33 protein-coding genes are annotated in these 24,527 nt (G+C 67.7%); 13 read left to right on the plus strand and 20 right to left on the minus strand.

What is annotated here, in order from left to right; genetic code table 11:
• Positions 1-13: 13 nt before the first annotated feature.
• Positions 14-982, plus strand: a complete 969-nt coding sequence (locus ACW172_RS03605; RefSeq protein ID WP_492033824.1) for a DMT family transporter — start codon at positions 14-16, stop codon at positions 980-982.
• Between the two features lie 28 nt (positions 983-1,010).
• On the opposite strand, the gene ACW172_RS03610 is transcribed toward ACW172_RS03605, so the two are convergent.
• The 3 genes from ACW172_RS03610 to ACW172_RS03620 form a co-directional block, all read right to left on the minus strand.
• Positions 1,011-1,214, minus strand: coding sequence for a cold-shock protein (locus ACW172_RS03610; protein ID WP_492033825.1), 204 nt, complete (start codon positions 1,212-1,214; stop codon positions 1,011-1,013).
• A gap of 205 nt (positions 1,215-1,419) precedes the next feature.
• Positions 1,420-2,241 carry an extensin-like domain-containing protein gene (locus tag ACW172_RS03615; RefSeq protein WP_492033826.1) on the minus strand — a complete coding sequence of 274 codons (822 nt, stop codon included), beginning with the start codon at positions 2,239-2,241 and terminating at the stop codon, positions 1,420-1,422.
• Between the two features lie 74 nt (positions 2,242-2,315).
• Positions 2,316-3,467 carry a serine hydrolase domain-containing protein gene (locus ACW172_RS03620; protein ID WP_492033827.1) on the minus strand — a complete coding sequence of 384 codons (1,152 nt, stop codon included), beginning with the start codon at positions 3,465-3,467 and terminating at the stop codon, positions 2,316-2,318.
• A gap of 97 nt (positions 3,468-3,564) precedes the next feature.
• On the opposite strand from ACW172_RS03620, the gene ppk2 reads away from it, so the two are divergent.
• A complete protein-coding gene (gene ppk2, locus ACW172_RS03625) occupies positions 3,565-4,311 on the plus strand; it encodes a polyphosphate kinase 2 (RefSeq protein WP_492033828.1) in 747 nt (248 codons plus the stop codon).
• On the opposite strand, the gene ypfJ is transcribed toward ppk2, so the two are convergent.
• Both ypfJ and ACW172_RS03635 read right to left on the minus strand, forming a co-directional pair.
• The gene (gene ypfJ / locus ACW172_RS03630) at positions 4,312-5,175 is read right to left on the minus strand and encodes a KPN_02809 family neutral zinc metallopeptidase (protein WP_492033829.1); all 864 of its coding nucleotides are present in this window, start codon (positions 5,173-5,175) and stop codon (positions 4,312-4,314) included.
• Positions 5,176-5,248: 73 nt separating this feature from the next.
• A complete protein-coding gene (locus ACW172_RS03635) occupies positions 5,249-5,635 on the minus strand; it encodes a hypothetical protein (RefSeq protein WP_492033830.1) in 387 nt (128 codons plus the stop codon).
• Between the two features lie 97 nt (positions 5,636-5,732).
• Here ACW172_RS03635 and ACW172_RS03640 point away from each other — a divergent pair, with 97 nt between their 5' ends.
• Entirely contained in the window at positions 5,733-5,921 is a 189-nt protein-coding gene (locus ACW172_RS03640) for a hypothetical protein (RefSeq protein WP_492033831.1), read from the plus strand.
• Between the two features lie 58 nt (positions 5,922-5,979).
• Here the strand turns inward: ACW172_RS03640 and ACW172_RS03645 are convergent, their stop codons facing one another.
• Positions 5,980-6,150 carry a hypothetical protein gene (locus tag ACW172_RS03645; protein ID WP_492033832.1) on the minus strand — a complete coding sequence of 57 codons (171 nt, stop codon included), beginning with the start codon at positions 6,148-6,150 and terminating at the stop codon, positions 5,980-5,982.
• A gap of 166 nt (positions 6,151-6,316) precedes the next feature.
• Here ACW172_RS03645 and ACW172_RS03650 point away from each other — a divergent pair, with 166 nt between their 5' ends.
• Positions 6,317-6,883, plus strand: a complete 567-nt coding sequence (locus tag ACW172_RS03650) for an EF-hand domain-containing protein (RefSeq protein ID WP_492033833.1) — start codon at positions 6,317-6,319, stop codon at positions 6,881-6,883.
• Between the two features lie 48 nt (positions 6,884-6,931).
• Here ACW172_RS03650 and ACW172_RS03655 read toward each other — a convergent pair whose 3' ends face one another.
• The gene (locus tag ACW172_RS03655) at positions 6,932-7,585 is read right to left on the minus strand and encodes a class I SAM-dependent methyltransferase (protein ID WP_492033834.1); all 654 of its coding nucleotides are present in this window, start codon (positions 7,583-7,585) and stop codon (positions 6,932-6,934) included.
• Positions 7,582-8,181, minus strand: a complete 600-nt coding sequence (locus ACW172_RS03660) for a DUF998 domain-containing protein (protein ID WP_492033835.1) — start codon at positions 8,179-8,181, stop codon at positions 7,582-7,584. Before ACW172_RS03660 ends, ACW172_RS03655 begins: the two co-directional genes overlap by 4 nt.
• Before the next feature lie 142 nt (positions 8,182-8,323).
• Between ACW172_RS03660 and ACW172_RS03665 the strand changes: the two genes are divergently transcribed.
• Both ACW172_RS03665 and map read left to right on the plus strand, forming a co-directional pair.
• A complete protein-coding gene (locus ACW172_RS03665; protein WP_492033836.1) occupies positions 8,324-8,542 on the plus strand; it encodes a ParD-like family protein in 219 nt (72 codons plus the stop codon).
• Positions 8,539-9,306: a type I methionyl aminopeptidase gene (gene map / locus ACW172_RS03670; protein ID WP_492033837.1), complete on the plus strand. Its 768-nt coding sequence runs from the start codon at positions 8,539-8,541 to the stop codon at positions 9,304-9,306. The genes ACW172_RS03665 and map overlap by 4 nt, the downstream gene beginning before the upstream one ends.
• Here map and ACW172_RS03675 read toward each other — a convergent pair.
• Entirely contained in the window at positions 9,303-9,758 is a 456-nt protein-coding gene (locus ACW172_RS03675) for a hypothetical protein (RefSeq protein ID WP_492033838.1), read from the minus strand. The genes map and ACW172_RS03675 overlap by 4 nt on opposite strands.
• The gene (locus ACW172_RS03680) at positions 9,755-10,744 is read right to left on the minus strand and encodes a fatty acid desaturase family protein (RefSeq protein WP_492033839.1); all 990 of its coding nucleotides are present in this window, start codon (positions 10,742-10,744) and stop codon (positions 9,755-9,757) included. The genes ACW172_RS03675 and ACW172_RS03680 overlap by 4 nt, the downstream gene beginning before the upstream one ends.
• Positions 10,745-10,812: 68 nt before the next feature.
• Here ACW172_RS03680 and ACW172_RS03685 point away from each other — a divergent pair, with 68 nt between their 5' ends.
• The 4 genes from ACW172_RS03685 to ACW172_RS03700 all read left to right on the plus strand — a co-directional run bounded on the left by ACW172_RS03685 (position 10,813) and on the right by ACW172_RS03700 (position 12,856).
• Entirely contained in the window at positions 10,813-11,193 is a 381-nt protein-coding gene (locus tag ACW172_RS03685) for a lysozyme inhibitor LprI family protein (protein ID WP_492033840.1), read from the plus strand.
• A gap of 87 nt (positions 11,194-11,280) precedes the next feature.
• Positions 11,281-11,685 carry a hypothetical protein gene (locus ACW172_RS03690; RefSeq protein ID WP_492033841.1) on the plus strand — a complete coding sequence of 135 codons (405 nt, stop codon included), beginning with the start codon at positions 11,281-11,283 and terminating at the stop codon, positions 11,683-11,685.
• The gene (locus tag ACW172_RS03695) at positions 11,682-11,879 is read left to right on the plus strand and encodes a helix-turn-helix transcriptional regulator (protein WP_492033842.1); all 198 of its coding nucleotides are present in this window, start codon (positions 11,682-11,684) and stop codon (positions 11,877-11,879) included. The genes ACW172_RS03690 and ACW172_RS03695 overlap by 4 nt, the downstream gene beginning before the upstream one ends.
• A gap of 35 nt (positions 11,880-11,914) precedes the next feature.
• Positions 11,915-12,856 (plus strand): alpha/beta fold hydrolase, encoded by a 942-nt coding sequence (locus tag ACW172_RS03700; RefSeq protein WP_492033843.1) that lies wholly within the window; start codon positions 11,915-11,917, stop codon positions 12,854-12,856.
• Between the two features lie 3 nt (positions 12,857-12,859).
• Here ACW172_RS03700 and ACW172_RS03705 read toward each other — a convergent pair whose 3' ends face one another.
• The 3 genes from ACW172_RS03705 to ACW172_RS03715 form a co-directional block, all read right to left on the minus strand.
• Positions 12,860-13,708 (minus strand): DUF3298 and DUF4163 domain-containing protein, encoded by an 849-nt coding sequence (locus ACW172_RS03705; RefSeq protein ID WP_492033844.1) that lies wholly within the window; start codon positions 13,706-13,708, stop codon positions 12,860-12,862.
• A 13-nt stretch (positions 13,709-13,721) separates the two neighbouring features.
• Complete coding sequence (locus tag ACW172_RS03710; protein ID WP_492033845.1) at positions 13,722-14,744, minus strand: UbiA family prenyltransferase; 1,023 nt, start codon at positions 14,742-14,744, stop codon at positions 13,722-13,724.
• Between the two features lie 73 nt (positions 14,745-14,817).
• Positions 14,818-15,216, minus strand: a complete 399-nt coding sequence (locus ACW172_RS03715; RefSeq protein ID WP_492033846.1) for a hypothetical protein — start codon at positions 15,214-15,216, stop codon at positions 14,818-14,820.
• A gap of 287 nt (positions 15,217-15,503) precedes the next feature.
• Here ACW172_RS03715 and ACW172_RS03720 point away from each other — a divergent pair, with 287 nt between their 5' ends.
• Positions 15,504-16,616 (plus strand): NADH:flavin oxidoreductase/NADH oxidase, encoded by a 1,113-nt coding sequence (locus ACW172_RS03720; protein ID WP_492033847.1) that lies wholly within the window; start codon positions 15,504-15,506, stop codon positions 16,614-16,616.
• A 3-nt stretch (positions 16,617-16,619) separates the two neighbouring features.
• On the opposite strand, the gene ACW172_RS03725 is transcribed toward ACW172_RS03720, so the two are convergent.
• Entirely contained in the window at positions 16,620-17,027 is a 408-nt protein-coding gene (locus ACW172_RS03725; protein ID WP_492033848.1) for a hypothetical protein, read from the minus strand.
• A 79-nt stretch (positions 17,028-17,106) separates the two neighbouring features.
• On the opposite strand from ACW172_RS03725, the gene ACW172_RS03730 reads away from it, so the two are divergent.
• Positions 17,107-18,309 (plus strand): serine hydrolase domain-containing protein, encoded by a 1,203-nt coding sequence (locus tag ACW172_RS03730; RefSeq protein ID WP_492033849.1) that lies wholly within the window; start codon positions 17,107-17,109, stop codon positions 18,307-18,309.
• Between the two features lie 6 nt (positions 18,310-18,315).
• Here ACW172_RS03730 and ACW172_RS03735 read toward each other — a convergent pair whose 3' ends face one another.
• The 6 genes from ACW172_RS03735 to ACW172_RS03760 form a co-directional block, all read right to left on the minus strand.
• A complete protein-coding gene (locus ACW172_RS03735) occupies positions 18,316-18,444 on the minus strand; it encodes a hypothetical protein (protein WP_492033850.1) in 129 nt (42 codons plus the stop codon).
• Positions 18,445-18,476: 32 nt separating this feature from the next.
• Positions 18,477-19,040 carry a GNAT family N-acetyltransferase gene (locus ACW172_RS03740; protein WP_492033851.1) on the minus strand — a complete coding sequence of 188 codons (564 nt, stop codon included), beginning with the start codon at positions 19,038-19,040 and terminating at the stop codon, positions 18,477-18,479.
• A gap of 91 nt (positions 19,041-19,131) precedes the next feature.
• Positions 19,132-19,749: a 30S ribosomal protein S4 gene (rpsD, locus tag ACW172_RS03745; protein WP_207870678.1), complete on the minus strand. Its 618-nt coding sequence runs from the start codon at positions 19,747-19,749 to the stop codon at positions 19,132-19,134.
• Between the two features lie 201 nt (positions 19,750-19,950).
• Positions 19,951-22,320, minus strand: a complete 2,370-nt coding sequence (locus ACW172_RS03750) for a bifunctional diguanylate cyclase/phosphodiesterase (protein ID WP_492033852.1) — start codon at positions 22,318-22,320, stop codon at positions 19,951-19,953.
• A gap of 161 nt (positions 22,321-22,481) precedes the next feature.
• The gene (locus ACW172_RS03755; RefSeq protein WP_492033853.1) at positions 22,482-23,408 is read right to left on the minus strand and encodes an MBL fold metallo-hydrolase; all 927 of its coding nucleotides are present in this window, start codon (positions 23,406-23,408) and stop codon (positions 22,482-22,484) included.
• Between the two features lie 70 nt (positions 23,409-23,478).
• Positions 23,479-24,096 carry a superoxide dismutase gene (locus ACW172_RS03760; RefSeq protein ID WP_207870675.1) on the minus strand — a complete coding sequence of 206 codons (618 nt, stop codon included), beginning with the start codon at positions 24,094-24,096 and terminating at the stop codon, positions 23,479-23,481.
• Between the two features lie 203 nt (positions 24,097-24,299).
• Here ACW172_RS03760 and ACW172_RS03765 point away from each other — a divergent pair, with 203 nt between their 5' ends.
• The gene (locus ACW172_RS03765; protein WP_492033854.1) at positions 24,300-24,527 is read left to right on the plus strand and encodes a hypothetical protein; all 228 of its coding nucleotides are present in this window, start codon (positions 24,300-24,302) and stop codon (positions 24,525-24,527) included.

A 24,527-nucleotide genomic window follows, 5' to 3' on the forward strand; every position in this document is an offset into this window, starting at 1 on the left:
CTAGGCCCGGCGCATGTCCTCCCCTGCCTCGCCGACAGCGCCAGAGACAGCGCCCGCGACCTCCCGCGCCTTCGCCCTGATCGTCCTGATGCTGGCGGCGGCGGTGCTGGGTCTCGCGCCGGTGCTGGTGCGGCTGACCGAGACGGGTCCGGCGACGGCGGGCTTCTGGCGGCTGCTGTTCGCCCTGCCCCTGCTCTTGGCCTTCGTGGGGCGGCCCGCGTCACTGGGCGGCGCGGGCATCGGCCGGCCCGGCAAGTGGATGGCTCTGGCCGGGATGTTCTTCGCCCTGGACATGAGCTTCTGGCACTACGGCCTGCACCTGACCTCTGTCGCCAACGCTACGGTGCTGTGCAATCTGACGCCCGTGGTCGTGACCCTGTTCGCCTGGGTCGTGTTGAGACAAAGGCCGAAAAGCCTGTTCCTCGTGGCGCTGGTTCTGTCGATGGTCGGGGCGGCGGCCATGGCGCTGGGGGCCAATCACTCGGGCGGGGCCGACCGGTCCCTGCTGGGCGACGCCCTCTCGCTGTCGGTGACGGTCTGGTACGCCAGCTACTTCCTGACCATCCAGGCGGCGCGCAAGACCGCCTCGGCCCAGAGGGTCATGCTGTGGTCCACCGCCGTCGGCGCCCCCATCATGCTGCTGGTGGCCCTGATCATGGGTGAGCAGATCATCCCGACGGGCCCCGCGGGCTGGGCCGCCTGCATCGGTCTGGGCCTCGTCCATGTCACGGGTCAGGGCGGGGTCGCCTGGGCGCTGGGCAAGCTGCCGGCCACCATCACCGCCGTCACCATCCTGGTCCAGCCGGTCGTGGCGGGCCTGGTCAGCTGGTGGGTGTTCGGCGAGACCCTGACGCCGGTTCAGGCCCTGGGCGGCGCACTGGTTCTGGCCGCCATCGTCCTGGCCCAGTGGTCAACGCGAAAAGTCGACGCCCAAACGAAAACGGGCGTGGGGTCCGAAGATCCCACGCCCGTCAATCTCTAAAGTCCCCCTCCTTTGGGAGGGAGCCGGATCAGAGAAGCTTCAGGTTGACCGCCGAGGTCTTGCCGCGCTGGGATTCCAGCTCGTATTCGACCTTCGCGTTTTCATCCAGGCCAGCGAGGCCCGCCTTCTGAACGGCGGTGATGTGCACGAACACATCGGCGCCGCCGCTTTCCGGCTGGATGAAGCCATAGCCTTTCGTGGGGTTGAACCACTTGACCGTACCGGTCGCCATATCTGCGCTCTCCATAAACGCGCTTTCCAGGCAGGCCCTCACATGGAGAGGCCTGTCAGTCCATCTGGACGGCTCGTTCAGGCGAAGGAGCGAAACATGGGTTTGGACCCCACGCACAAAATCCGGACTGCGGAGACGTTCTCTCGCGTCTATCCACAACGGTCAACCGGTTTCGATTCGCGTGGAAAGTGAGGTCTGGCCGCGCTCAGGGAGCCATCGGCGTCTGCAGCGCCCGGGCCCCGGCCTGAGTCCGGGGCGACGGTCCCGTGGCGCAGAGGCTGCGCGGCGCCCCGTCCAGATGCAAATGGTTCGCGTGCTCCTTGTTGTAGTCCGGCGTCAAAACCGTGGAGAAAACGCGACACGCGCCGTCCCTGAGGCGCTTCAGGAAGACCGAGCCCTGAGGTCCCGCCGGCCCTGTTCCATTCCAGTCGTCCAGCACCGAGATCTTGCGCCCATCGGCGAGCGTCACCCCGCCGACGTCCAGGGCATTGGCACGGGCGTGCTCGCTGGGCCGGTCGTTGACCTGGCTCGAGCCATAGATGCGGCGGCAGGAGTAGGTTCCAAAATCGTCGACGGATTTCACTGACGAACCAAAGACTTCGCGTGCGGTCGGCTGGAGAATCTGGCGATCCCAGATGACGTAGCGCACCGCCAGGGGGCATTGCATGATGACGTCGCTGGGCGCCAGTGGCGTCACCGCCCCGCCGGTGATCCTGACCGCCCCCTGCACCCGGCAGAAGCCGCCGTCGTCGCGGTCCGGGACCCGTTCGACCTCAACCCCGGCCGCGCGCAGGGTCTGGATGCAGGCCTCGGTCGCCCCCTGGACCTGTTCGGCGGGAGCGGCGAAGGGGAGTTCGAAATCCGCCACCTTGGCGCTGGTCGCCTGACCGACCGGGTGGTTCAGATCCAGCGGCTTCCACGGCAGGTCCTGGGGCGGGACGAAGGCGTTCATGAGAGCGAAGCCGGCACAGGCCGCCAGCCCCAGCTCCCACAACAAATTCCAGAAATCGGCGAAGTCGCGCTTCATGCCGCCCTAACATTGACCGTCGTTCGTCGTACGGCAACGCTCGGAACGCGGTCCGGTGGCGCCGCCGTTAATCTTTATGCCGCGCGCTCGCGGATCAGGCGCTGGATCAGGGGGACGGCGGTCGAGCGGCCCTGAATGCCGCCGTTGGAAAGAACGATGAAACCCAGCCCCTTGGCCGGAGAGGCCACGGCGATGGCGTGCCACAGGGTGTTGGAGCCTTCGTGAGCGATGGTGACCGTGTCCCCGGCCCAGGTCTCCGGTCGGGCGATCCAGCCCATGGCATAGGTGTCGCCCGGAAGCGGCGTGGTCAGGACCCCGATGCGCTCGGGCCGCAGCCAGCCCTCGGGCGCCCCGCCAATCATGGCGCGGATCCAGGTCGCATAGTCGGCCAGCGTCATATGGGCCGTCGCCGCCGGGCCGTAGAGGGCGGGATTGTCGGCGACACCGGCGGGATCCATCGGCGTCTTCGTCCCATCGGGCGTCACGCGGTGCCCCCAGGCGTTGGCGCCGCCCTTTGCATTGGTCGCGGGCGCGCCGAAGCCGGCGGTGGCGAGGCCGAGCGGCTGGAAGATCTCCGAGCCCATCATCTCTTCCCATGGCTTGCCGCTGATCCGCTCGATGGCGGCGCCGACCAGCACATAGTTGATGTTGGCATAGGCGAAGGCGCCCCTGGTCCCCATGGGCGGGCGCGACAGGGCGCTATCCACCACCGCGGCGCGCTGTTCCATGACCGGGCGAGGATCGGCGCGGGCCACATTGGGTGAGGCCATCGCCGCATCGGTCAGCCCGGCCTTGTGCCGCATCAGGTCGTCGAGGGTGACGTCGGCGAAGGCGGTATCGAGCGTGGCGCCCGGGAAGACCTCGGACAGGGGCATGGCCCATTTCGCGCGGCCCTGATCCACCAGCCGGGCGAAGACGGCGGCGGTCATGGCCTTGGTGTTCGATCCCAGGTGCCAGCGATCGTCCAGGGTCGCCTTGTCCGTCCCGCCCGTCTGACGCACCCCGCGCACGCCCGACCATTCCAGCCCCTCACGCGTCACGATGCCGGCGGCGATGGCCGGTGGGCCTCCCACCAGGGCGGCGGCCATGTCCAGCGCGGCGTCCGGCCCCGTCGCGGCCGAGCCGGCAGGGCGGATCGACAGATCCTGCGCGAAAGCGGCGTTTGCGGCCATGCCGGAGACGGCGAGCGCTCCGGTCATCAGGGCGCGACGGTCGATCGGGATCATGCTCGGTCTCCGGTGACGTTTGGACAGACTGAAGCAGAACCACGACAGACGCGCGACCCCGCTTGCGGTCGCAGACACACCGGCCCACTCTCACCGGATGAGCAAGAAGAACGACTATGAGCGCGAGCTCGAAAAGCTTCAGATCGAGTTCGTCGACACCCAGGCCTGGGCCATCGAGAAGGGGCTCAAGATCCTGATCGTCTTCGAGGGCCGCGACAGCGCCGGCAAGGACGGAGCGATCAAGCGGATCACCGAATACGCCTCGCCGCGCCAGACCCGCGTCGTCGCCCTGCCCAAGCCGACCGAGCGCGAGACCGGCCAGTGGTATTTCCAGCGTTATGTCTCGCACCTGCCGGGCGCGGGCGAGATCGTGATCCTCAATCGCTCCTGGTACAATCGCGGCGGGGTCGAGCCGGTGATGGGTTTTTGCACCCCGGAACAGTACACCCGCTTCCTGAAGGACGCGCCGCGCTTCGAGCGGCTGCTGGCCGACGCCGACACCCTGATCATCAAGCTTTGGCTCGATATCTCGAAGGAAGAACAGGCCAAACGGCTGGAGGAGCGGATCGAGGATCCGCTGAAGAAGTTCAAGGTCTCCTCGCTGGACGGCGAGGCCCAGGCCCGCTGGGACGCCTACAGCGCCGCGCGCGACCGGATGCTGGAGGAGACCCATTCCGGCCACGCGCCCTGGACGGTCATCGCCACCGACGACAAGAAGACGGCCCGGATCAACATCCTGCGCCACATCCTTCAGCGCATCGACCGGCCGGGCTCCAAGGCCCACAAGCCCGATCCCGACGTCGTCTTCGCCGCCGACAAATGCCGCGATCGGCTGGCGAGATAATCAGCTCATCCCGGGCAGGCCGGCGAAGGTGTCGCAGGACGACGGATCGCCGCTCTCATAGCCGCGCCTCAGCCACTGGACCCGCTGGGCCGAGGAGCCGTGGGTGAAGCTGTCGGGTGCGACCTCGCGGCCGGAGCGGCGTTGCAGGGTGTCGTCGCCGATGGCGCTGGCCGTCTTCAGACCCTCTTCCAGATCGGCGCCGTCGACGGCGACCTGACCGTTGGAGGCGCCGGCGGCGTTCTTGGCCCAGACCCCGGCATAGCAGTCGGCCTGAAGCTCCAGGGCCACCGAATAGCGGTTGGCCGCGGCCCCGCCGCCGGCGCGCTGCTCCTGGGCCTGGACCTTGTCGGAAGTGCCCACCAGATTCTGGACGTGGTGGCCGTATTCGTGGGCCAGGACATAGGCGCGGGCGAACTCGGCGCCCGAGGCCCCCAGCTGGGTCTCCATCTCCTGCCAGAAGCCGAGGTCCAGATAGACCTTGTTGTCGGCCGGACAGTAGAAGGGCCCCATCGCCGACTGGCCCATGCCGCAGCCGGTCGGGGTGCCCTGTTCGTAGAGGACCACGGTCGGGGAGTCGTAGCCGCGGATGCGCGACTTCCAGACGTCGTCGATATTGGTGCCGATGACATCGACGAAACGGCCCGCCTGATCGCTGGGCGTGCCGACCTGACCCTGCTGCTCGGCCTGCCCGCCCGCGCCGAGCGCGCCCGCGACCTGCTGGGTCGTGGAGGGGTCGATGCCGAAGACGAAATACCCGATCAGCCCCAGGATCGCGACGCCGATGCCGCCGCCGGTCAGGGCGCCGCCCCCCATGCCGCGCCGGTCCTCGACGTTGCCGCCTTCACGTCCGCCTTGCCACCGCATCGTCGATCCCTTCCGAAGCTCCGGTCACGCTAGCGCCGACCGCCGCGCGAGAAAAGCGCCGGGATCGAACGCCCTAATGCGGTTGGCGATCCAGCCAGCTGTCGATCTGGCCCACGCCCTGCGTGATCGCCTGTCGTCGGGCGGTCGCCGCCTCGCGCGCGGCGCGTTCCTGTTCAGGCGACCTCAGGGCGGGGACGGGATTGTCCGGCGTCGGCGAGGGCGTTCGGCGCGCCTGTAGCTCCATCAGGGTCAGTCGGGTCTGCAGCTGCTGTTGCCGGGCCAAAGCCTCGGCGGCCTCGGCCTGCTGACGCTGGCGTTCAATGGCGTAGCGCTGGGTCTCCAGACCCGACACCCCGGGCGTCCCGATCGGAGCCCACGGCCGCACCTGCGCCCCGGCGGACGACACCGACAGGGCCAGAACAGTCGAGGCGAGAAGAAGGGTCTTCATGGCCTTGAACATGGGCGTGTTTCCATCCGTCACCAAGCGTGACCGGAACGCCCGGGCCGCGAGAGGGTTACGGTCAGCGACAAACGACCACGCGTTTTCGAGGACTCCCATGACCGCCATGACCCCTTCCGACCCCGGTTACGGCCGCGATCAGGCGCTGGAGAAGGCGCGCGGGACCGGCCGCCCCGCCGACGCCGACCTGGACCCGCACAAGCTGGACGTCGACCCCAATCCGGAGCGCCATATCCACTTCTCGCCGGATCTGACCGACGAGGACGGAGCTTCCACCGGCGTCTGAGCTTCATCTTTCGGCAAGACCTGGGGCCGGTTTCGGGCGAAGACGGGCGCCCGATGTTTCATCGATGAAACATCTCAATCTTTTCAATAATTTCGCCGCATTCGCGGACGGATTTTTGCATGTCTCCGGAGCGCCGGGACGGGGCCTGAAAGGGCCTCGGGACACCGGCGTTTCCTCTCAAGGAGCCGAGGATGCAGATATCTTCATCGTCTGCGGCGAGTTCGAGCATGGCCCTCCAGGCCCTGCGCGACCTGTTCCAGACGAGTTCCACCGGGTCGACCGGGCAAACCTTGCCCGGCTTCGCCTCGGAAGGCGGCGGAAGTTCCCCGCCGTCTGGCCCGCCTCCGGGCCCTCCCCCCGCCTCGATGAACGGCGGAGGTTTCAGCGCTGACACAATGTCCGCCCTGCTGGGCAGCCAGGAGAGCTCCGGCTCTTCCAGCTCCAGCTTCTCATCCCAGGTCATCGACGCCGCCGACACCAACGGCGACGGCACGGTGAGTCTGGAAGAGCTGGCGGCCTCGCTCAGCGCCGATTCCTCGAGCCTGACCGACGCCTTCAACGCGGTGGATACGAACGGCGACGGCCAGATCACCTCGACCGAACTGGACGCCGGCTTCAAGGCCAAGGGGCCGCCGCATGGCCCGCCTCCCGGACCGCCCCCCGGTCAATCCGCCTCGGCCTCTGACACGGCTTCCAGCCTGCTGTCCGCCGCCGATACGGACGACACCGGATCGCTGAGCCTGAGCGAGATCAACTCGCTTCTGGGCAGGGACAGCAGCGACACCAGCCTGACCAGCGCCTTCTCGTCTCTCGACACGAACGGCGACGGCTCCCTGGCTTCAGACGAACTGACGGCGGGGATCAAGGCCCTGTTCGAGAAGCAGTTGGCGACCTATGCGGCCAACGCCAACTCGGCGACCGACGGCGCCACCAGCACGACCTCGGTCTCGCTCGCCGCCTGATGAGTTTCGGCCGCGCCTCGAACGGGCGCGGCCGTTCATCGCCTCACTTCAAGGCATGGCCCAGACGCTTGAGCGTTTGATCTCGAAATCCTCGAGCTCGCGCGTCGTCGGCACCCGGTATTCGGCCAGAAACTCCAGCCCTTCTTTCGGGAAATAGGTCCGGTGCGGATCGCCGATCAGGACGCGCGTCCCGTTGGCCCGAGCCTTCGAGAGCCAGGCCAGCACGCTCTCGGTCATCGGCTTTTCGTAGCAGACGTCGCCGGCGCAGATGACGTCGACCTGCGGGGGTGGTGCGTCCAACAGATCGACATCGGTGAAGTTCAGGGCGACCCCGTTCGCCTGGGCGTTCAGCCTCACCGCCGCGCCGCAGAAAGGATCGATGTCGGCGCACAGGACCTCGGTCGCCCCCGCCTGCATCGCCGCCACACCCACCAGCCCCGAGCCGGTCGCGAAGTCCACGACCCGTTTACCCGCGACCTCATCCGGGTTGTCGAGGATCCAGCGCGCCAGCCCCTGCCCGCCCGACCAGGCGAAGGCCCAGAACGGCGGCGGCAGGCCGATCTCGCCCAGCTCCTCCTCGGTCATGCGCCAGATCGGGGTGATCTCGTCGGCCAGCCAGAGCGAAATCTCCGGCGTATGCGGCACGGGCTGCAGCCGGGTGTTGGCCAGGATGAAGGCCTCGGGATCGGTGATGCGGGTCAAGGTCGGCGCCACAGGGCGAAACCGGCCACGCCGATAGGCCCAAGCCCGGCCAGGGCGATGAACCGCTGGACCAGACCGCCATATGCCGCTCGATCGACGGGAATGACGCCGGCCATGATCAGCACCATGACGACCAGCATCAGCAAGGCGCCGATGAAGACGATCCGCCAAGGCTTCAGCGTTCGAACCATGAAGGCGGCTACGGTCAGAAACAGAGGCACGGCCAGCAGGGCCGGTCCCGTCGGATTGATCCGGTGGCGGGGGTCCGGCAGCGGAAACAGCCCAGCCCAGATGCAGCCCGCGGCGGCGATTGTCACGGCCAAAACGATCAGGATATTGAGGATCAGCGGGCACCCGTCGGCCCGAAGCGCTCCGAACAGGCCCGCTGCCCCCGCCAGCCCACAGGCGCCGCAGAGGAAGGCGACCGCATTGAACACGGCGGCATGGGGAGATTTGTCCGAGCCCAGCAGACTCGCCGCATCGGTCAACGGGCTATAGCCCGGGAAGGTCGGCCAAAGGGCGATCTGGACGCCGAAATAGAGGATCGGCAACAGCACCGCCCCGAGCAGCAGAATGGATGTCCTCGATTGGGTCATGGCGCGGTCCCCTCAGCGCAACGACGCCTAGAGCAGGGTTTCAGCGGCGTCCACTTAACCCCCTGTCATGTTGCTCGCCCCTTGCCGCGCGCCTCATTCGAATATATGAAACGCATACATATCGTATACTCAGAGACACCCCATGGGCATCGTCAATATCGAGGACGAGCTGCACGAGCAGCTGCGCCGCGCCGCCAAGGCCGCCTGCCGCTCGACCAACGGCCAGGCCGCCTTCTGGATCAAGATCGGCATGCTGTGCGAACTCAATCCAGGCCTGACCTTCCAGGAACTGGTCGCGCGCGAGCTGAAGGCGGCGGGCGTCGAGTCCGTGGATCAGGCGGCCCGGACTTTGGCGGCATGACCAAGACCCCGGCCGAGGTCGAGCTGATGGCCGAGGCGGGCGCCCTGCTGGCCTCCGTCTTCGCCTATCTGGACGAGCAGCCGCTGGCGGGGATGAGCACGCTTCAGGTCAATGACCTGGTCGAAGCCTTCATCGTCAACAAGCTGCGCGCCCGCCCGGCCTCCAAGGGCCAGTACGGTTTCGCCTTCGCCCTGAACAGTTCGAGGAATGAGGTGGTCTGCCACGGCGTGCCGTCGCCGGACGAAGTCCTGAAGGACGGTGATATCGTCAACTTCGACATCACGCTGGAGAAGCACGGCTTCATCGCCGACTCCTCAAAGACCTATCTGATCGGGAATGTCGCGGCCCCGGCGCGCAAGCTGGTCAAGGCCACCTATGACGCCATGTGGAAGGGCATCCAGGCGGTGAAGCCCGGCGCGACGCTCGGCGACATCGGCTTCGCCATCGAACAGCACGCCAAACGCCACGGCTATTCGGTGGTGCGCGATTTCTGCGGCCACGGCATCGGCCGCGAGATGCACGAGGCGCCGCAGGTGCTGCATTTCGGGCGGCCGGGTCATGGGATGACGCTGCGCGAGGGCATGGTCTTCACCATCGAGCCCATGCTGAACCAGGGCCGCCGCACAGTGCGCACCGAGGACGACGGCTGGACGGTGGTCACCACCGACGGAAAGCTCTCCGCCCAGTTCGAGCATACGGTCGCGGTGACGAAGGACGGGGTGCGAGTTCTGACGCTGAGGGCCGAGGAACGGGCGGCGGCCTAGGTCTCCGCCGGCTGGTAGCGGTGCAGCAGGAAGCGGTTCCAGCCCTTTCTGTTGCGGCTCTCGACCGCGAAGCAGAAGCCCGGCTCTTCGTCGTCCGCGGGCCAGTAGATCATACGCGCGAGCCCCGCCGGCATCCGGGCCTCGAAGGCCACGGCCTGCGGATGGACGTCCGAGCCGTCCGCCAGCCGGCCCATCGACCGCTTGCCGTCGTTGGTGAATGAGAAGAAGGACAGGCCCCCGTCATCTCCGGCGCCGAACAGGGCCACCTCCCGGTAGTCGCCGCGCTCGCCCATATTCCACACCGCCTCCAGCCGGACCCAGCCCTTGCCAAAGGGCACGAACGTCCGCGTACAGACCATGACCTGACCGTGCGCCTCGGCCTCGGCGACCCAATCGCCCATCAGCGGCTTGAGCGGCCCCAGCAAGCCGCGACCCGGCTTCCAGCCGCTCATGCCGGATCCGTCCGCGACGCGGCTTGCCTCAGCACCGCAAGATAACCCGGCGCGATTTCCATTCCCTCAGCCTGCGGACGGGCGCCGATCTCGCGGTGCAGGCGGGGCAGGCTCCAACAGGGGACATGCATGAACAGGTGGTGCTCGGCATGGAAATTGACCCAGTAGGGGGCGATCAGGGCGCGCTCCCACCAGCCGGCGCGGGCGGTGCGGGCGGCGCGGTAGGGGTCAGTCGCCGAGCCCTCGACGCAGGCGTGTTCGGCGATGTTCCGCAGACGCGTCACCAACGGGAACCAGGTCGCCATCGGCAGCAGCCACAGGGCGAACCAGGCCCACCAGACCCCGGCGGCGACGAAACCGGCGAGCATGGCCAGATTGACCAACAGGAAGGGCAGAACCGACCGGCCCGTGACGATGGAATCATAGTCATGAGCTTCATTTTTTTGGCTACCGCGCGTCGCGCTACTTGAGCCCGCCGCCTCCGCGTTCGCCTTCCTCGCCATGGCGATGGGCAGCAGGACCCGCTGCTTGAAGAAGGTCTGGCCGGTCAGGTCGCGGATCATCTTGCGGCGCAGGGAGGCCGGCGTCACCGGGAAGGGCGCCGACAGCATCAGGTCCGGGTCCTCGGGCTGCTGGGCGAAACGGTGGTGGGACAGGTGGTAGGGGCGGTAGGCGCTGAGCGACGCCCCGATCGGCACGGCGCACAGCCAGTGACCGAGCCAGTCGTTGAGCTTCAGGTTCTTCGCCAGGGCCCCGTGCGCGGCCTCATGCATCAGGATGGCCAGACCCAGCTGGCGCGTGCCGATGATCATGACGCAAACCGGGATCAGCACCGGCCAGATCACGCCCGCGACGACGGCCAAGGCGATGACGCCCCAGGCATGGGCGACCAGCAGCGGCCCCTTCCACGCCGAGCGCGACTGGAACGGCGCCCATTCCTCGGGCGTGAACAGGTCGGACGGCGAGACGCGGGGTGCGGCTGACATGGGTTCAGGATAGCGCCGCAAGGAAGGCGGGACTAGCGTGCGCCCGATTCCGTCATCGGAGACCGGATATGCGCCCGTTTCGCCTGATCGTTTCCACCCTCGCCCTCGCTGGAATTCTGACCGTCGGTCAGGGCGTCACGCCCCTCGCCTCGACTGCACGGGCGGCCAGCTTCGACTGCGCCCGCGCCCGCTCGACCGACGAGCGGGCCATCTGCGGCAACCGCGTTCTGGAGGATCGCGACGTCGAATTGTCCGTCCTCTACGGTCTGATCCAGAAGCTGGTGCCGATGGGATCGCGCGACGCCATCCGGCGCGAACAGGCCCAATGGTTGGCGGGGCGCGGCCGCTGCGGCGCCGACGTCCCCTGCCTGCGCCGCGCCTATGACCGCCGCATCGCGGCCTTGCGCGCCACCATCGACGAGCGGGTGGTCTCGAACGGTCCATTCTGAACGTCAGGCAGCCCTGACGAAAAGTCATGTTGACCTTACACGAAGGTCGTGTCATGTTCTCCTGACATCAAGTCAGGAGAACGCGTCATGCTCGCGCTCGGCAAATCGACCACCCCGGCTCACCGGAAATACGTCATCCGGACCATGGCCTTCATGCTGCCCTACGTCGTGGTCAACACCCTCGCCATCTTCGGCGCCTTTGACGAAATCCACGGCAAACCCGCCGCCTGGGTGCTGGCCTTCGTCGTCGCCGCTCCCATGGTCGGACAGATCTGGGCCACCCTGAGCCTGATCCGCGAGTCCGACGAGTTCGTGCGCGCCCTGACGGCCAAACAGTTCATCGTCGCCTCGGGTCTCGCCATGGCGGTGGCCAGCGTCTGGGGTTTCGGCGAGAGCTACGCCGGCGCCTATCACCTGCCCGCCTGGCTGATCTATCCGTTGTTCTGGTTCTTCTGGGGCGTCAGCGCGCCCTTCATCCGGACCTCGAAATGAAGAACCGGCTGAAACTTCTGCGCGTCGAGCGCGGCTGGACCCAGGAACAGCTGGGTCAGGCTCTGGGGGTCTCACGTCAGGCCGTCAACGCCCTTGAGACCGAGAAACACGACCCCTCCCTCGACCTCGCCTACCGGATCGCCGTCCTGTTCGCCCGGCCGGTCGAGGACATCTTCGAAAACCCGCACGGCTGAGCCCGGCGGACCAACGCAAACCTCAGGAGACTGACATGTTCTTCCTGCGTCATCGCGGGGCCGCGAGCCTGCGCGCCATCGCCATCGCCTCAGCCGCCGCCGTCATCATCGGCTGCGGTATCGCCGCCGGCCAGGCGCTCGCCGGCGAGCCTGCCGCCGCGGTTCAGGCCGCCGCCTTCACCTCCGACAGGCTGTCGGTCGAGGTGATCGGCTCCGGCCCCGACGTCATCCTGATCCCCGGCCTCGCCTCCTCGCGAGAGGTCTGGCGGCCGCTGGCGACGCGGCTGGCGGCGACGCACCGGGTCCATCTTATCCAGTTGGCGGGCTTCGCGGGCGAACCCTGGAGCCACGGCGACGGCGCCTTCGTCGCCCCCGAGGTCGAGGAACTGGCCCGCTACATCCGCACCGCCGGTCTCGACCACCCCGCCGTCATCGGCCATTCCATGGGCGGCCTGTCGGGCCTGCTGCTGGCCCAGGCCCACCCCGAACTGGTCGGGCGACTGATGAGCGTCGACTCCCTGCCCTTCTTCAGCGCCATGTACGGACCGCAGGTCACGGCGGAACAGGCCCGCCCCTTCGCCGATCAGGCCGCCACCGGCATCCTGTCCGCCGATGAGGCGACCTTCCGCGCCCAGCAGGCCCAGACGGCCGCCGGCCTCGTCCGCGATCCCGCCACCCGCGCCCTCGTCGTCGAATGGTCCATGGCCAGCGACCGCCACGCCCTCGCCGCCGCCCTGAAGGACGTCATGACCACCGACGCCCGCCCCGGTCTGGCCGGCATGACCACGCCGGTCACCGCCGTCTATGCCTCGGACGCCGACGGCGGCGCCCCCGCGGCCATGGCCGATGGCCTGTGGGCGCACGAATACGCCGCCCTGCGGGGAGTGACGCTGATCCGCGTCGACGGCAGCCGCCACTTCATCATGGCCGACCAGCCCGCCCGCTTCGACGCACTGGTCGATGAGTTCCTGAAGTAGCGCCTAGCCCTTCGGCATCACCGGGGCGCCGGCGAACTCGTCGGCATAGGCGGGGGCCAGCAGGCTGCGGATCGCGGCCTGCGGCACCGGCACCTGATAGGATCCCTCGGCATAGGGGCCGACCTGATAGGGGCCGACGAGGAAGACCAGACCGCCCGCCTTGCCCGGCTCGGTGCTCGGGGCCAGGACGATGGGGGTGTCGGCGGCGTGGGGGCAGCTCCAGCCCGAGGCGTCCTTCGGGTTCAGGCTGACGGTCTCGGCCTGCGGGTCGCGCTTGCGCTTCTCGGCGTTGACGGCGGTGCACAGCAGGCCGTCCAGCGCCGAGAGGGCCACGCCCGGCTTCAGCAGGCCCGCCGCCGTCACCGGCCGCTTCATCGCCTTGTCCCACAGGACGCCGGTATAGGCCGTGTTGCCGTGCGCCCCGCCGGTGAACTCATAGTCCGAACGGGCCAGGCTGAAGAGCTTGCCGGTCTCGACCGGGGTGTCGAAGGTGATCAGGGATTCATAGACGGGCATGCCCTGGTCTCCGCCGGCCTCGGTGCGGTCGGCCTGGGCGCCCTCGACGAAGGCCTTCAGGTCCTTGACCGATTCCGAATAGAGGCGGACGTGCAGGTCGGGCTGGTTGCGCACCGCCTCGGGCAGCTTCAACTCGACCGTGGCGTACGGCGTCTCGGACTTGTAGCCGAAGGGCGCGCCGGCCGAGGCGGGGGTCTCGGTCACGGTCGCCGCGGGGGCGGACGCCGGAGCGGCGGCCTTGTCCTTGTCGCGGTTGCAGGCCGACAGGGTCGCGGCGACGGCGGCCACAGCGAGGGGGGTCAGCAGCAGGGCCTTGATCATCCGGGCGGAGGTCATGCGGGAGGGCTCCTCAGGCGAAATGGACGGCGCCGAGCGCGAGGGCGCCCAGCAGGATGAAACCGGCTTCCCGGTTCGACTTGAACAGTTTCAGCGCAAGCGTGGCGTCATCGGGGCGAAGCGTACGCACCTGCCAGACCAGATGACCGGCGTAGGTCAGGACGGCGGCATAGAACAGGGGCCCCAGCCCGGCCGCCCAGCCGGCGGCGAGGGCGCAGAGCACCGTCAGGACATAGAAGGTCGCAACGCCCTGTTTGACCGCCGGACCCAGCCGCCGCGCCGAGGACTTCACCCCGACCATGGCGTCGTCCTCGATGTCCTGAAGGGCGTAGATGGTGTCATAGCCCAGAGTCCAGAACACGCCCCCGGCATAGAGGAACAGGGCTGGCAGGGCGTCCTGCAGGCTCCAGACTGGCTCAAGAGCGCCGGCGTCCGCGCCGCTCTGCACGGCGGCCTTGGCCACAAAGGCTGAGGCCGCGACCGTCACGGCGGCGGCGAAGCCCATCAGGGCGCCCCAGTTGAAGGTCAGGCCAAGCCAGGCCTGGGGCCACCAGGTGATCCGCTTCATGAAGGGATAGGCCGCCACGAGGGCCAGCGATCCGACGCCCAGCAGGATGGCGGGGAGGTTCAGGGTGAGCAGGATCAGCAGGCTGATCAGGCTGCAGCCGATGACGAAGGCCCAGGCCTTTTTCACCGAGATCCGGCCCGAAGGAATGGGGCGAAGGGCGGTGCGCGAAACCTTGGCGTCGATGTCGCGGTCGACGATGTCGTTGAAGGCGCAGCCCGCGGCCCGCATCAGACAGGCGCCGAGGCCGAAGCCGACGAACAGCCACAGGGCGTAGAGGCCGGGCGCCTCCGAATAGCGGGCGTGGGCGAGCGTGATGCCCTGCCAGCCGGGCAGGAGCAGGAGCCAGATGCCGATGGGGCGATCGAAGCGGCCCAGCTTCAGCCAGGGCTTCAGGGCCTCCGGCGCATGGGCGTCGACCCAGTTGCGGCTCGCGTCGGGAAGGGGCGCATCAGGCAGGGCGGAGGACATGCCGTCTTCTAGCGCCTTCGGGGGCGGGCCGAGAAGGGCGGACGCGGCGGCGCCCGCCCCTTTTTCCGGTCTGCTAGGGCAGTCGGACCGGGTTGGTCACGCTGACCGACTTGCCGGGCTGAAGGCCCAGTTCTTCGTAGGTCCAGCGCAGCTCGACGCCTTCGGGCACAAGGGCCTTGCAGGCGTCGGGCGTGCGGCGTGTGAGCGTCAGGCGGGTCGGCCCGTCGCCTTCGGAAACCTCGACCGCGAAGGCCGAGGCGTCGGTGCAGCCGTTCGAATCGGCCCGGACCACCAGGGCGCCCGGTTCGAAACGCACGGCGCGCAGCACCTCCAGATCGTCGCTGGAGGCGATGGTGGTGTGCGACCCGACGCGGACGGAGACCTTGTCCTCTCCGCCGCTGTCATAGATCACGCAGGCCCCCAGCAGCGGCGTGATCGCCGCCGCCAGAAGCAGGCCCTTGACGGCACGCATTACTGGGCGTCGGCCGGGGTGGTCTGGACGACGCGGGTGGTCGGCTTGTCGGTGGCGATGATGATGCAGCCCGACAGCAGCGGGGCGGCGATGGCGATGGCGAGGGCGAGACGAAGCATTGGTGAGATCCCCTTACTGAAGCTTGTGATCCTTGATCACCCGACGCCGTTCAAAAGACACGTGAATAATCGGAAAGGGTTTCACGCCTGACGGGTCCGTGGGCGGCGCCCCTTGATCCGATCCGCAACCGGCATAGCTACTGAGCCTCCTCCGCCACGGACGCTTTCATGAGCCAGCTGTTTTCGCCTCTCGCCGTCGGTCCCCTGACGCTGAAGAACCGCATCGTCATCGCCCCGATGTGCCAGTATTCGGCCATCGACGGCGTGCCCCAGCCCTGGCATGCCCAGCACCTGGGCAAGCTGGCCCTGTCGGGCGCATCCCTGGTGATCGTCGAGGCGACGGGGATCGTGCCCGAGGCCCGCATCTCCTGGGCCGACACCGGCCTGTGGAACGACGAACAGGAGGCCGCCTTCGCGACCCTGATCCGGCAGATCCGCACCTATTCCGACACGCCCGTCGGCATCCAGCTGGCCCATGCGGGTCGCAAGGCCTCGACCAATCCGCCTTGGGTCGAGCGCGGCGGCCCGGCCGGCGCCGACAAGGCGTGGCAGACGGTCTCCGCCTCCGCCGAGCCTTTCCGCGACGACTGGCATACGCCCGAGGCCCTCGACGAGGCCGGGATGCAGCGCGTCGTCGACGGCTTCGTCCAGGCCGCCCAGCGGGCCCAGCGCGCCGGCTTCGACGTGGTCGAGCTGCATGCCGCCCACGGCTATCTGCTGACCCAGTTCCTGTCGCCGTTGTCGAACCGCCGGACGGACGACTACGGCGGCTCGCTGGAGAACCGCATGCGCTTCCCGCTGCGGGTCGCGGCGGCCCTGCGCGACGCCTGGCCCCGGACACGAGCCCTGGGCGCCCGCCTGAACGGCTCGGACTGGACCGATGGCGGCATCACCCCGGACGAGGCGGTCGCCTTCAGCCGCGCCCTGCACGATCTGGGCTACGACTATCTGCACCTGACCAGTGGCGGCAATGTCGCGACGGCGAAGATCCCGGGCGACCAACCCGGCTATCAGTTGCCCTTCGCCGAAGCCGTGAAAGCGGCGCTTCCCGAGGCCAACGTCATCGCCGTGGGCATGATCTATGACGCCCATCAGGCCGAACAGATCGTCGCCTCGGGCCAGGCCGACGCCGTGGCCATCGCCCGCGCGGTGCTGGACGATCCCAACTGGCCGCACCACGCGGCGTCGGCCCTGGGTCAACCCGAGGGCCTGCCGGACCAGTATGCACGGGCGACCGACAGCACCTGGCCGGGCTACGGCCGGGTGCACGCCCCGGCTTAAATTTCAGGTCTGGGGCAGCTGGTAGGGGTTGTTGACCGAGACGCGCGCGCCGGGCTTCAGCCCCAACTCCTCGAACGACCATTTGATCTCCACCCCCTCGTCTTCGGGGGTGGCGCACAGATCCTCGGTGATACGGCGCAGGGTGATGACCGACTCGTCGCCGCGCGCCGCCACGAAGGGACGCAGGTCATCCTTCTTGGTGCAGCCGTTCGAGCTGACCCAGAAGACGGCGGTGTTGTTGACCAGGGCCGCGGCGTGGATGGGCTCGAGCACGCCCGGCATGGGCTGCGAAACCCCGGCCTGTTGCTCCGGCCCGAGACCCAGCCGCGAGGTCACGGAGGCGCAGGCCGACAGGGCGGTCAGAGCGAGGCCGGAAACCCCACAAAGAATTAATGCGCGAACGGGCGCCATGCCCCTTACCCTCAACAGCCAGACGCCCATTATGCGCTTAATTCGCCCCTGAACGCACCCGAAAAGCGAGTTGCTCCCCATGGCCTTGATGCCCACGCCCGTGACGTCTCTCGCCGCCCTCGCCGCCATGGCCCTGCTGACAGTCGCCGCGCCGGCCCTGGCTCAAACGGGGGCTGAAAGCCGCCCGATCCCCTCGCCCGCCGCTATCGACGCCGAAGTCACACGGTTGATGGGCGCGACCCATTCCGAGGGGCTGGCGCTGGCCGTCATCGATGACGGTCAGGTGACCCAGGTCAGGGCCTGGGGCGACCGCAACGCCAAGGGCGATCCGCTCGAAACCGACACCGTCATGTACGGCGCCTCCCTGACCAAGGCCGTCTTCGCCTGGACGGTGATGCAACTGGTCGACGAGGGGAAGATCGATCTCGACACCCCCATCGCGGCCTACCTGCCAAAACCCCTGCCGGAATACTGGAGCGAGGAGCTCTCCGACCGCTACGCCGACTATCGCGGCCTGGCTGACGACCCGCGCTGGCGGACCATCACCCCGCGCATCCTGCTGACCCATTCGGCGGGCTTTTCCAACTTCGGCTTTCTGGAGCCCGACGGGAAGCTGAAGATCCACTACGATCCGGGGACACGTTACGCCTACTCCGGCGACGGCCTGATCCTGCTGCAGTTCGTGCTGGAGCAGGGTCTGGGCATGGACATCGGCGCTGAGATGCAGCGCCGGGTCTTCGACCGCTTCGGCATGCCCATGACCGGGATGATGTGGCGGCCCGACTTCGCGACCAATCTGGCTGACGGCTGGACTGCGGACGGCTCGGTCGAGCCGCATGACGAACGCTCCAAACCCCGGGCCGCCGGATCGATGGACACGACCATCGCCGACCTGTCGAAGTTCGTCGCCGCCTACGTCCGTCGCGACGGCCTGAGCCCCGCCTCGGCCGCCGAATTGGTCCGGCCGCAACTGCCGATCAAGACCGCGACTCAGTTCCCCAGCTTCCAGGACGAACTGCCGGCGGCGGAGCAACACCCGGGCCTGTCCGCCGGTCTCGGCGTGGTGACCTTCACAGGCCCTCAGGGTCCGGGCTTCTTCAAGGGCGGCCACAATGACTCGACCGGCAACAGCTGGGTCTGCGTCGAGGCCAGCCGCCGCTGCGTCCTGATCCTGTCCAACGACGTCCGGTCGGAGGCGGCCTTCCCGGCCTTGGTCCGCTTCATCCTCGGCGACACCGGCGTGCCCTATGCGTGGGAATACGGACCGCAGCCGGCGCTTTAGGCGCGCCTATTTCAGGACGGCGGCGGTCACGCCCATCCAGATGAGAAGCGAGAACCCCGCCATCGCGGCATAGGCCGCCAGCGCCCTGCGGGTGCCGGGGTGTTTGTGGCGTGTCGGGGCGTCCCAATCGAACATCGGTCTCTCCTGCTGGAGAGAAATGCGCGAACCTAGAGATCGATCCGGAACCGCAGGGCCTCGCCGCCGCCATAGGCCGGCAGTTTCTCGAACCGCTCGACCAGCCGGCCGTCGTTGGCCTCGATCACATACCGCGAAGAGGCGTTGTCGGGCGTGGTGGTCAGTTCGACCCAGGGCATGCCGACACGACGCGCTTCACCCAGCATCATGGACAGGGCGCGCGTCGCATGCCCCTGCCCGCGTTTCCACGGCACGACATTATAGCCGATGTGTCCCAGGCAGGAGGGTGGCAGCTCGGCCGTCCCCGCCTGCCAGCGGAAGCCGATCATGCCGCAGAAGGCGCCGTCCCACATCCAGCGGATCACGCCCGGCAGGCGCGGCACCGTGCTGCCGTCCGGCAGTTCGACGGGCGCGCCCCGCGCCTCCGGATCATCCAGCGAAGCGAGAAAGGCCGCCGGGTCGGTCCGGATCAGCGCCAGCTGCTGGTCCGCCGCCTCCCTGCCGCGCGTGCTGTCGGGCGACCAGCCGGTCTCCAGCGCCTGGACATAGCTGTCCAGATGCGCGGCCGCGGGCGTGACCAGAACCATATCGGGCATCGTCTTTCCTCCGGCCTGCGGGCGACCGGCGGACCAAAGAAAAAGGGCCCCGGATCGCTCCGGGGCCCTCTCCATTTCGAACGGATCGAACTTAGGACGCGTAGTATTCGACGACCAGGTTCGGCTCCATCTTCACCGCGAACGGCACGTCGGCTAGTTCGGGTTGACGGACGAAGCGGACCGAGAAGCCACGGTCGCCCTGTTCGATGTAGTCAGGGATGTCGCGTTCCGACGACTGCTGGGCTTCAAGCACCAGAGCCATGTTGCGCGAGGCTTCCTTGACGGCGACGACGTCGTCCGGCTTCACGCGGTAGGAGGCGATGTTCACCTTCTTGCCGTTGACCGTGACGTGGCCGTGGTTGACGAACTGACGGGCGGCCCAGACGGTCGGGACGAACTTGGCGCGATAGACGATCGCGTCAAGACGGGCTTCCAGCAGACCGATCAGGTTTTCCGAGGTGTTGCCCTTGCGGCGAGCGGCCTCGTCATAGGTCTTGCGGAACTGCTTTTCGGTCAGGTTGCCGTAGTAGCCCTTGAGCTTCTGCTTGGCCTTCAGCTGCAGGCCGAAGTCGGAAACCTTGGACTTGCGGCGCTGGCCGTGCTGGCCGGGGCCGTAGGACCGCTTGTTGACCGGGCTCTTGGCGCGGCCCCACAGGTTTTCACCCATGGCGCGGTCGATCTTGTACTTGGCGCTGTGGCGCTTGGACATTCGTATCTCTTCAACTTGATGCGGCCCGGCCTCCCCGAAAGTGGGAAGACGATCTCAACGGCGGTCCACGCATCGTCCGTAGTGAATTCGCGCCTTCGACCATGGGCCGAATGCGGGAAAGGCGGGCTTATGACGGCCCGCCCCTCCTGAGTCAATGTCCGTATGGACTTTCGCGGCGCGACGGAGGTCGGGTCACCGGTGTCAGGCGACCCGGCGATGCTCCTCGAAGTCGGCCTCGCTCGACAGGATGGCCTCGGGCGCCGCGACCTGTTCGGCCTCGGGCTTGGGGCGGCCCAGCAGATAGCCCTGGACCTCGTCACAGCCCTGTTCGCGCAGGAAGGCCAGCTGATCCATGGTCTCGACCCCTTCGGCCAGAACCGGGATCTCCAGGCTTTCGCCCAGGGCCAGGACGGCGCGGATGATGGCCTTGGACTGCGGGCTTTCGTCCAGCTCCAGCATGAAGGAGCGGTCCAGCTTGATCTTGTCGAACGGGAAAGCCCGCAGGGTCGACAGGGACGAATAGCCGGTGCCGAAGTCGTCCATGGCCACCGACACGCCCAGCAGCTTCAGCTGACGCAGGATGTGGGTGGTGCGGTCCAGATCGGTGATCATCGCCGTCTCGGTGATCTCCAGCTCCAGACGCGCGGGCTTCAGGCCCGTCTCGATCAGTATCTGGTGGACCAGACGCGGCAGGTCGACGTGGGCCAGCTGGATCGGCGACAGGTTGACGGCGATCTTGTGCGGCTCGGCCCAGCTCGCGGCTTCGCGACAGGCCTCGCGCAGCACCCATTCGCCGATCGGCAGGATCAGGCCGGTCTCCTCGGCCAGGGGAATGAACCTGTCCGGCGGGATGAAGGAACCATCGTCCTGGCGCCAACGCAGCAGAACCTCATAGCCCGTGACCTTGCCGGTCTCGAGCGAACCCTGGACCTGGTAGTGGAGCTGGAACTGGTTCTGGTCCAGCGCCTCGCGCAGACCTTGCGTCAGGCGGCGGCGAGTGCGGACGGCCTCGTCCATCGCCTCTTCATAGAAGCAGATCGACCGGGTCAGCGAACCCTTGGCCCGGTACATGGCCAGGTCGGCGTCGTTGATCAGACTGGAGGTCTCGGTCGCATCGTCGGGATACAGGGCGATGCCGATCGCGGCGCCGCAGCCGACCTCGGCGCGTTCGATCTCGGTCGGGACGATGATGGCCGCCCGGATGCGCTCGGCGGCGCGGAAGGCGCCGTCGCGGTCCACGCCCGGCACGATGACCACGAACTCGTCCCCGCCCTGACGGGCGACGAACTCGCCCTCCTGAAGCGCGCCCCGCATCTGGTCCGCGACGTGGATCAGAAGCTGGTCGCCGGCGGCGTGGCCGTAGAGGTCGTTGACCTCCTTGAAGCGGTTCAGGTCGATCGCCAGCAGGGCCAGGCTTTCGCCGCCCTTCAGGGTTGCGACGCTGCGCTCCAGCCTCTCCAGGAAGGAGGTCCGGTTGGGCAGGCCGGTCAGGCTGTCGTTGCGGGCCAGATGGCTGATGCGGCGCTCCTGCGCCAGACGGGCGCGCAGGTCGCGCACGGCGAAGATGACGGCCTGGCCGCCGACCCCGGTCTCATGACGGATGGCGACCTCGACGGGAACGGCGCCCTCGGCGAAGGAGGCCAGCTGGCACTGGATCAGGGCCCCTTCCGTCATGGCGTCCGCGCCCTCGATGAAGCGCTCGACCGGCTGGCCGATCAGGACATCAAGGTCGAAGCCGGAAAGGGTCAGGAAGGCGGAGTTGGCGGCGACCACCTGGCCGTCCCGGGCCACCAACATGCCGTCGACGGAGCCCTCCATCAGGTCATGCAGGCGCGAGCGCGACTGGGCGCTCATCTGGGCGTCGATCATATGGCTGGCGACGCTGATGCCCAGCACCAGGAAGGCCACGCCGGCGACGCCCAGGGCCATGATCGCCGAGGCGTCGTCGGCGGTGGTGGCCATGTCGCGCGGGGCGAAGGGGATGATCTCCATCGCGCCCATGCCGGTGAAGTGCAGGGCCACAATGGCCAGGACCATGACGCCGGCGCCGATCAGATGGTTCTTGAGCGCGTCCTCGCGCGTCGCGAGATGGAAGCTGAGGGCGCCCAGACCCAGGGCCGCGATCAGGGAGGCGGCGACATAGGGGCCGGACCAGATGACGAAGGCGTCGACCGCGAAGGCCGACATGCCGGTGTAGTGCATGGTCGCCACGGCCCCGCCGAAGATCGCGCCGCCGACGGCCGGGGCCAAACGGTGGTTCAGGGCGCCGACACCCATGGCCAGGCCGCAGCCGATTACGGCCACCAGCAGGGAGACGCCAGTCAGGACCGGGGCGTAGGTCACCGCCACGCCCGGCTGATAGGCCAGCATGGCCACGAAATGGGTGCACCAGATCGTCGCCCCGGCGGCGACCGCGCCGAGGAAGAGCCAGGCCGCCTTCTGGCCGTCCAGACGGCTGCGGATGCGGTTGAACAACCGGATGCTGGTCCAGGCGCCGACCACGCAGATCGCGGCCGCGAGAAGGACGAGCAGAAGGTTATGGTCTTGGACCAGACAGGTCAGAATGCGCATCGACGGCCGGGGAGAGCTGCTTTTGGACAGCACACCCTAACCGTCGCTGGTTAATAATCCGCCCCCGTATGACCGTTACCGGACAACGGTATACTGGTGAATACTCAGTACGCAACCAAAGATTGTTTTACATTCTCGCCGTATGACTTTGGTCTCAGACCTCAGCTCTCCGGAACCCAGATATAGCCCTCGGCGGCCTTCTGAACCCGCCCGACGCCCGGGAAGGGGAAATGATGAAAGTAAACGCGCTCGCCCGAAGCGGCGAGGGCGGCGAGCTCCGCCTGCCGCTGCGCGGCGCCCGCGACCTTGTCGCCGTCATAGCCCATGGCCCATTCCGGATGGGCCAGAGAGACGACGAAGTGGTGGGCCGTGTCACCGGCATAGAGCAGCTTCTGGCCGTCCGAGGCGATCTCGTACAGCGTATGACCGGGCGTATGGCCCGCCAGGGCGATGGCGGTGATGCCGGGCGCGACGACGGCGCCGGGGGCGAAGGCCTGAACCTTCGGCGCGATGGCCTGGACCAGGACCGCCATGTCGGTATTGGCCTGCAGCGAAGCCCATTCCGCCTCCGACATGCGGATCGTGGCGTTCGGATAGGTCAGGGCGCCGTCGGCTGTGACCAGACCGCCGACGTGGTCCGGGTGGCCATGGGAAATCAGCACGTCGGTGATCGTCGCCGGGTCGATGCCCGCCTCGGCCAGGCTGGAGCCCAGCTTGCCCGCCTTGTCGCCGAAGGCTGCGCCGGCGCCCGCATCGATCAGGACCGTGCGGTCGCCGTCCTTGACCAGCAACGGATGGATGCTCAGCGCCAGACCATCCGCCGGCTGACCGGCGGCGGTCAGAACCGCGGCGACGGCTTCCGGCGTCTGGCCGACACCGAACACCGAGTTGTCGTTCGGCACGAGGTTGTCGCCATCCAGCAGGGCATAGGCCTGAAGCGATCCAACCTTGAACGGATGCACCGCGTCGGAAGCGACCCCCGCCGCCGCCTCGGCCTTGGCCTCAGGCCGCTTCGCATTCTCGGCAGGGACGCAGGCCGCGGCGGCCAGCATCAGGGCGGCGACGGCGCCGGTTGTCAGCAGTTTCATCGAAGCATCCTCCAGTGACGAAAACGCCCGCCGGATCGACCGGCGGGCGCTGTATTCAAATCCGTGGGTTTCAGCCCGCCTTGGCGGCGGCGAAACGTTCGTTGACCTTGTTCCAGTTCACGATCGGCCAGAAGGCGCCGAGGAAGGCCGGGCGCTTGTTCTGGTAGTCGAGATAGTACGCGTGTTCCCAGACATCGTTGACCAGCAGGGGCACGCCCTTGTCCGGATTGATGTCCATCAGGGAGTTGTCCTGGTTCGGCGTGTTGATCACCTTCAGCTTGCCGTCGGCGAAGATCAGCCAGGCCCAGCCGGAGCCGAACTGGGTCACGCCGGCCTGTTCGAAGGCGGTCTTGAAGGCGTCCATCCCACCGAGGTCGGCGTCGATGGCGGCGGCCAGCTCGGCCGAAGGGGCGCCGGCCTCATCGGCGGGGGCCATGCTTTCCCAGTAGAAGATATGGTTCCAGTAGCCGCCGCCGTTGTTGCGGACGGCCTTGGGGTATTTCGACATCTCGGCGAAGATCTCTTCCAGCGACTTGCCCTCGGCCTCGGCCAGGCCGTCCAGCGCCTTGTTCAGGTTGTCCGTATAGGCCTGATGGTGCTTGTCGTGGTGGAACTCCAGCGTCTCCTTGCTGATCACCGGCGACAGGCCGTCATAGGCGTAGGGCAGCGGGGGCAGGGTGAAGGCCATGGGAGAGCTCCGTGCGGCGGGGTTGTGCGGTCAAGGCTGTGCAGGCAGCAGATAGTCCGCCCTTTCGCCGAACCCAAGCCGAAGGATGCGATTTCGTTCCTGTTGCGAGTCGTTAGCTATCTTGCTCGGGAACAGATCGCCGCACACAACCATTGATGGCTTCGGTTGGGAGGGCTGCCGGGAGACGATAGAAGGACTGACGCGTGCAACACTCGCTGGACTATCACCCGCCACGCCTGAGCGAGACCCAGCTCAATCTGCTCTGCAAGCAGGTCTGCGACGCCGCGGAATATATGGCCGACGAACAGATCCTGTGCCTGGCGGATCATCTGCATGACGCCCTGCGCGCGCGGCGCCAGATGCGCGGCAAGGTCCACCACCGGCTTGAAGAACGCCTCTGCCACGACAGCGGCCAGCATTTCCCCTTCTAG

This window comes from Brevundimonas sp. ALps5 (genome assembly GCF_058681645.1).

Excerpts from the sequence above, each read along its gene's own strand:
- ACW172_RS03605 (WP_492033824.1), top strand. The coding sequence starts at position 14 with ATGTCCTCCCCTGCCTCGCCGACAGCGCCAGAGACAGCGCCCGCGACC.
- ACW172_RS03610 (WP_492033825.1), bottom strand. The coding sequence starts at position 1,214 with ATGGCGACCGGTACGGTCAAGTGGTTCAACCCCACGAAAGGCTATGGC.
- ACW172_RS03615 (WP_492033826.1), bottom strand. The coding sequence starts at position 2,241 with ATGAAGCGCGACTTCGCCGATTTCTGGAATTTGTTGTGGGAGCTGGGG.
- ACW172_RS03620 (WP_492033827.1), bottom strand. The coding sequence starts at position 3,467 with ATGATCCCGATCGACCGTCGCGCCCTGATGACCGGAGCGCTCGCCGTC.
- ppk2 (WP_492033828.1), top strand. The coding sequence starts at position 3,565 with ATGAGCAAGAAGAACGACTATGAGCGCGAGCTCGAAAAGCTTCAGATC.
- ypfJ (WP_492033829.1), bottom strand. The coding sequence starts at position 5,175 with ATGCGGTGGCAAGGCGGACGTGAAGGCGGCAACGTCGAGGACCGGCGC.
- ACW172_RS03635 (WP_492033830.1), bottom strand. The coding sequence starts at position 5,635 with ATGTTCAAGGCCATGAAGACCCTTCTTCTCGCCTCGACTGTTCTGGCC.
- ACW172_RS03640 (WP_492033831.1), top strand. The coding sequence starts at position 5,733 with ATGACCGCCATGACCCCTTCCGACCCCGGTTACGGCCGCGATCAGGCG.
- ACW172_RS03645 (WP_492033832.1), bottom strand. The coding sequence starts at position 6,150 with ATGCTCGAACTCGCCGCAGACGATGAAGATATCTGCATCCTCGGCTCC.
- ACW172_RS03650 (WP_492033833.1), top strand. The coding sequence starts at position 6,317 with ATGTCCGCCCTGCTGGGCAGCCAGGAGAGCTCCGGCTCTTCCAGCTCC.
- ACW172_RS03660 (WP_492033835.1), bottom strand. The coding sequence starts at position 8,181 with ATGACCCAATCGAGGACATCCATTCTGCTGCTCGGGGCGGTGCTGTTG.
- ACW172_RS03665 (WP_492033836.1), top strand. The coding sequence starts at position 8,324 with ATGGGCATCGTCAATATCGAGGACGAGCTGCACGAGCAGCTGCGCCGC.
- map (WP_492033837.1), top strand. The coding sequence starts at position 8,539 with ATGACCAAGACCCCGGCCGAGGTCGAGCTGATGGCCGAGGCGGGCGCC.
- ACW172_RS03675 (WP_492033838.1), bottom strand. The coding sequence starts at position 9,758 with ATGAGCGGCTGGAAGCCGGGTCGCGGCTTGCTGGGGCCGCTCAAGCCG.
- ACW172_RS03680 (WP_492033839.1), bottom strand. The coding sequence starts at position 10,744 with ATGTCAGCCGCACCCCGCGTCTCGCCGTCCGACCTGTTCACGCCCGAG.
- ACW172_RS03685 (WP_492033840.1), top strand. The coding sequence starts at position 10,813 with ATGCGCCCGTTTCGCCTGATCGTTTCCACCCTCGCCCTCGCTGGAATT.
- ACW172_RS03690 (WP_492033841.1), top strand. The coding sequence starts at position 11,281 with ATGCTCGCGCTCGGCAAATCGACCACCCCGGCTCACCGGAAATACGTC.
- ACW172_RS03695 (WP_492033842.1), top strand. The coding sequence starts at position 11,682 with ATGAAGAACCGGCTGAAACTTCTGCGCGTCGAGCGCGGCTGGACCCAG.
- ACW172_RS03700 (WP_492033843.1), top strand. The coding sequence starts at position 11,915 with ATGTTCTTCCTGCGTCATCGCGGGGCCGCGAGCCTGCGCGCCATCGCC.
- ACW172_RS03705 (WP_492033844.1), bottom strand. The coding sequence starts at position 13,708 with ATGACCTCCGCCCGGATGATCAAGGCCCTGCTGCTGACCCCCCTCGCT.
- ACW172_RS03710 (WP_492033845.1), bottom strand. The coding sequence starts at position 14,744 with ATGTCCTCCGCCCTGCCTGATGCGCCCCTTCCCGACGCGAGCCGCAAC.
- ACW172_RS03715 (WP_492033846.1), bottom strand. The coding sequence starts at position 15,216 with ATGCGTGCCGTCAAGGGCCTGCTTCTGGCGGCGGCGATCACGCCGCTG.
- ACW172_RS03720 (WP_492033847.1), top strand. The coding sequence starts at position 15,504 with ATGAGCCAGCTGTTTTCGCCTCTCGCCGTCGGTCCCCTGACGCTGAAG.
- ACW172_RS03725 (WP_492033848.1), bottom strand. The coding sequence starts at position 17,027 with ATGGCGCCCGTTCGCGCATTAATTCTTTGTGGGGTTTCCGGCCTCGCT.
- ACW172_RS03730 (WP_492033849.1), top strand. The coding sequence starts at position 17,107 with ATGGCCTTGATGCCCACGCCCGTGACGTCTCTCGCCGCCCTCGCCGCC.
- ACW172_RS03735 (WP_492033850.1), bottom strand. The coding sequence starts at position 18,444 with ATGTTCGATTGGGACGCCCCGACACGCCACAAACACCCCGGCACCCGC.
- ACW172_RS03740 (WP_492033851.1), bottom strand. The coding sequence starts at position 19,040 with ATGCCCGATATGGTTCTGGTCACGCCCGCGGCCGCGCATCTGGACAGC.
- rpsD (WP_207870678.1), bottom strand. The coding sequence starts at position 19,749 with ATGTCCAAGCGCCACAGCGCCAAGTACAAGATCGACCGCGCCATGGGT.
- ACW172_RS03750 (WP_492033852.1), bottom strand. The coding sequence starts at position 22,320 with ATGCGCATTCTGACCTGTCTGGTCCAAGACCATAACCTTCTGCTCGTC.
- ACW172_RS03755 (WP_492033853.1), bottom strand. The coding sequence starts at position 23,408 with ATGAAACTGCTGACAACCGGCGCCGTCGCCGCCCTGATGCTGGCCGCC.
- ACW172_RS03760 (WP_207870675.1), bottom strand. The coding sequence starts at position 24,096 with ATGGCCTTCACCCTGCCCCCGCTGCCCTACGCCTATGACGGCCTGTCG.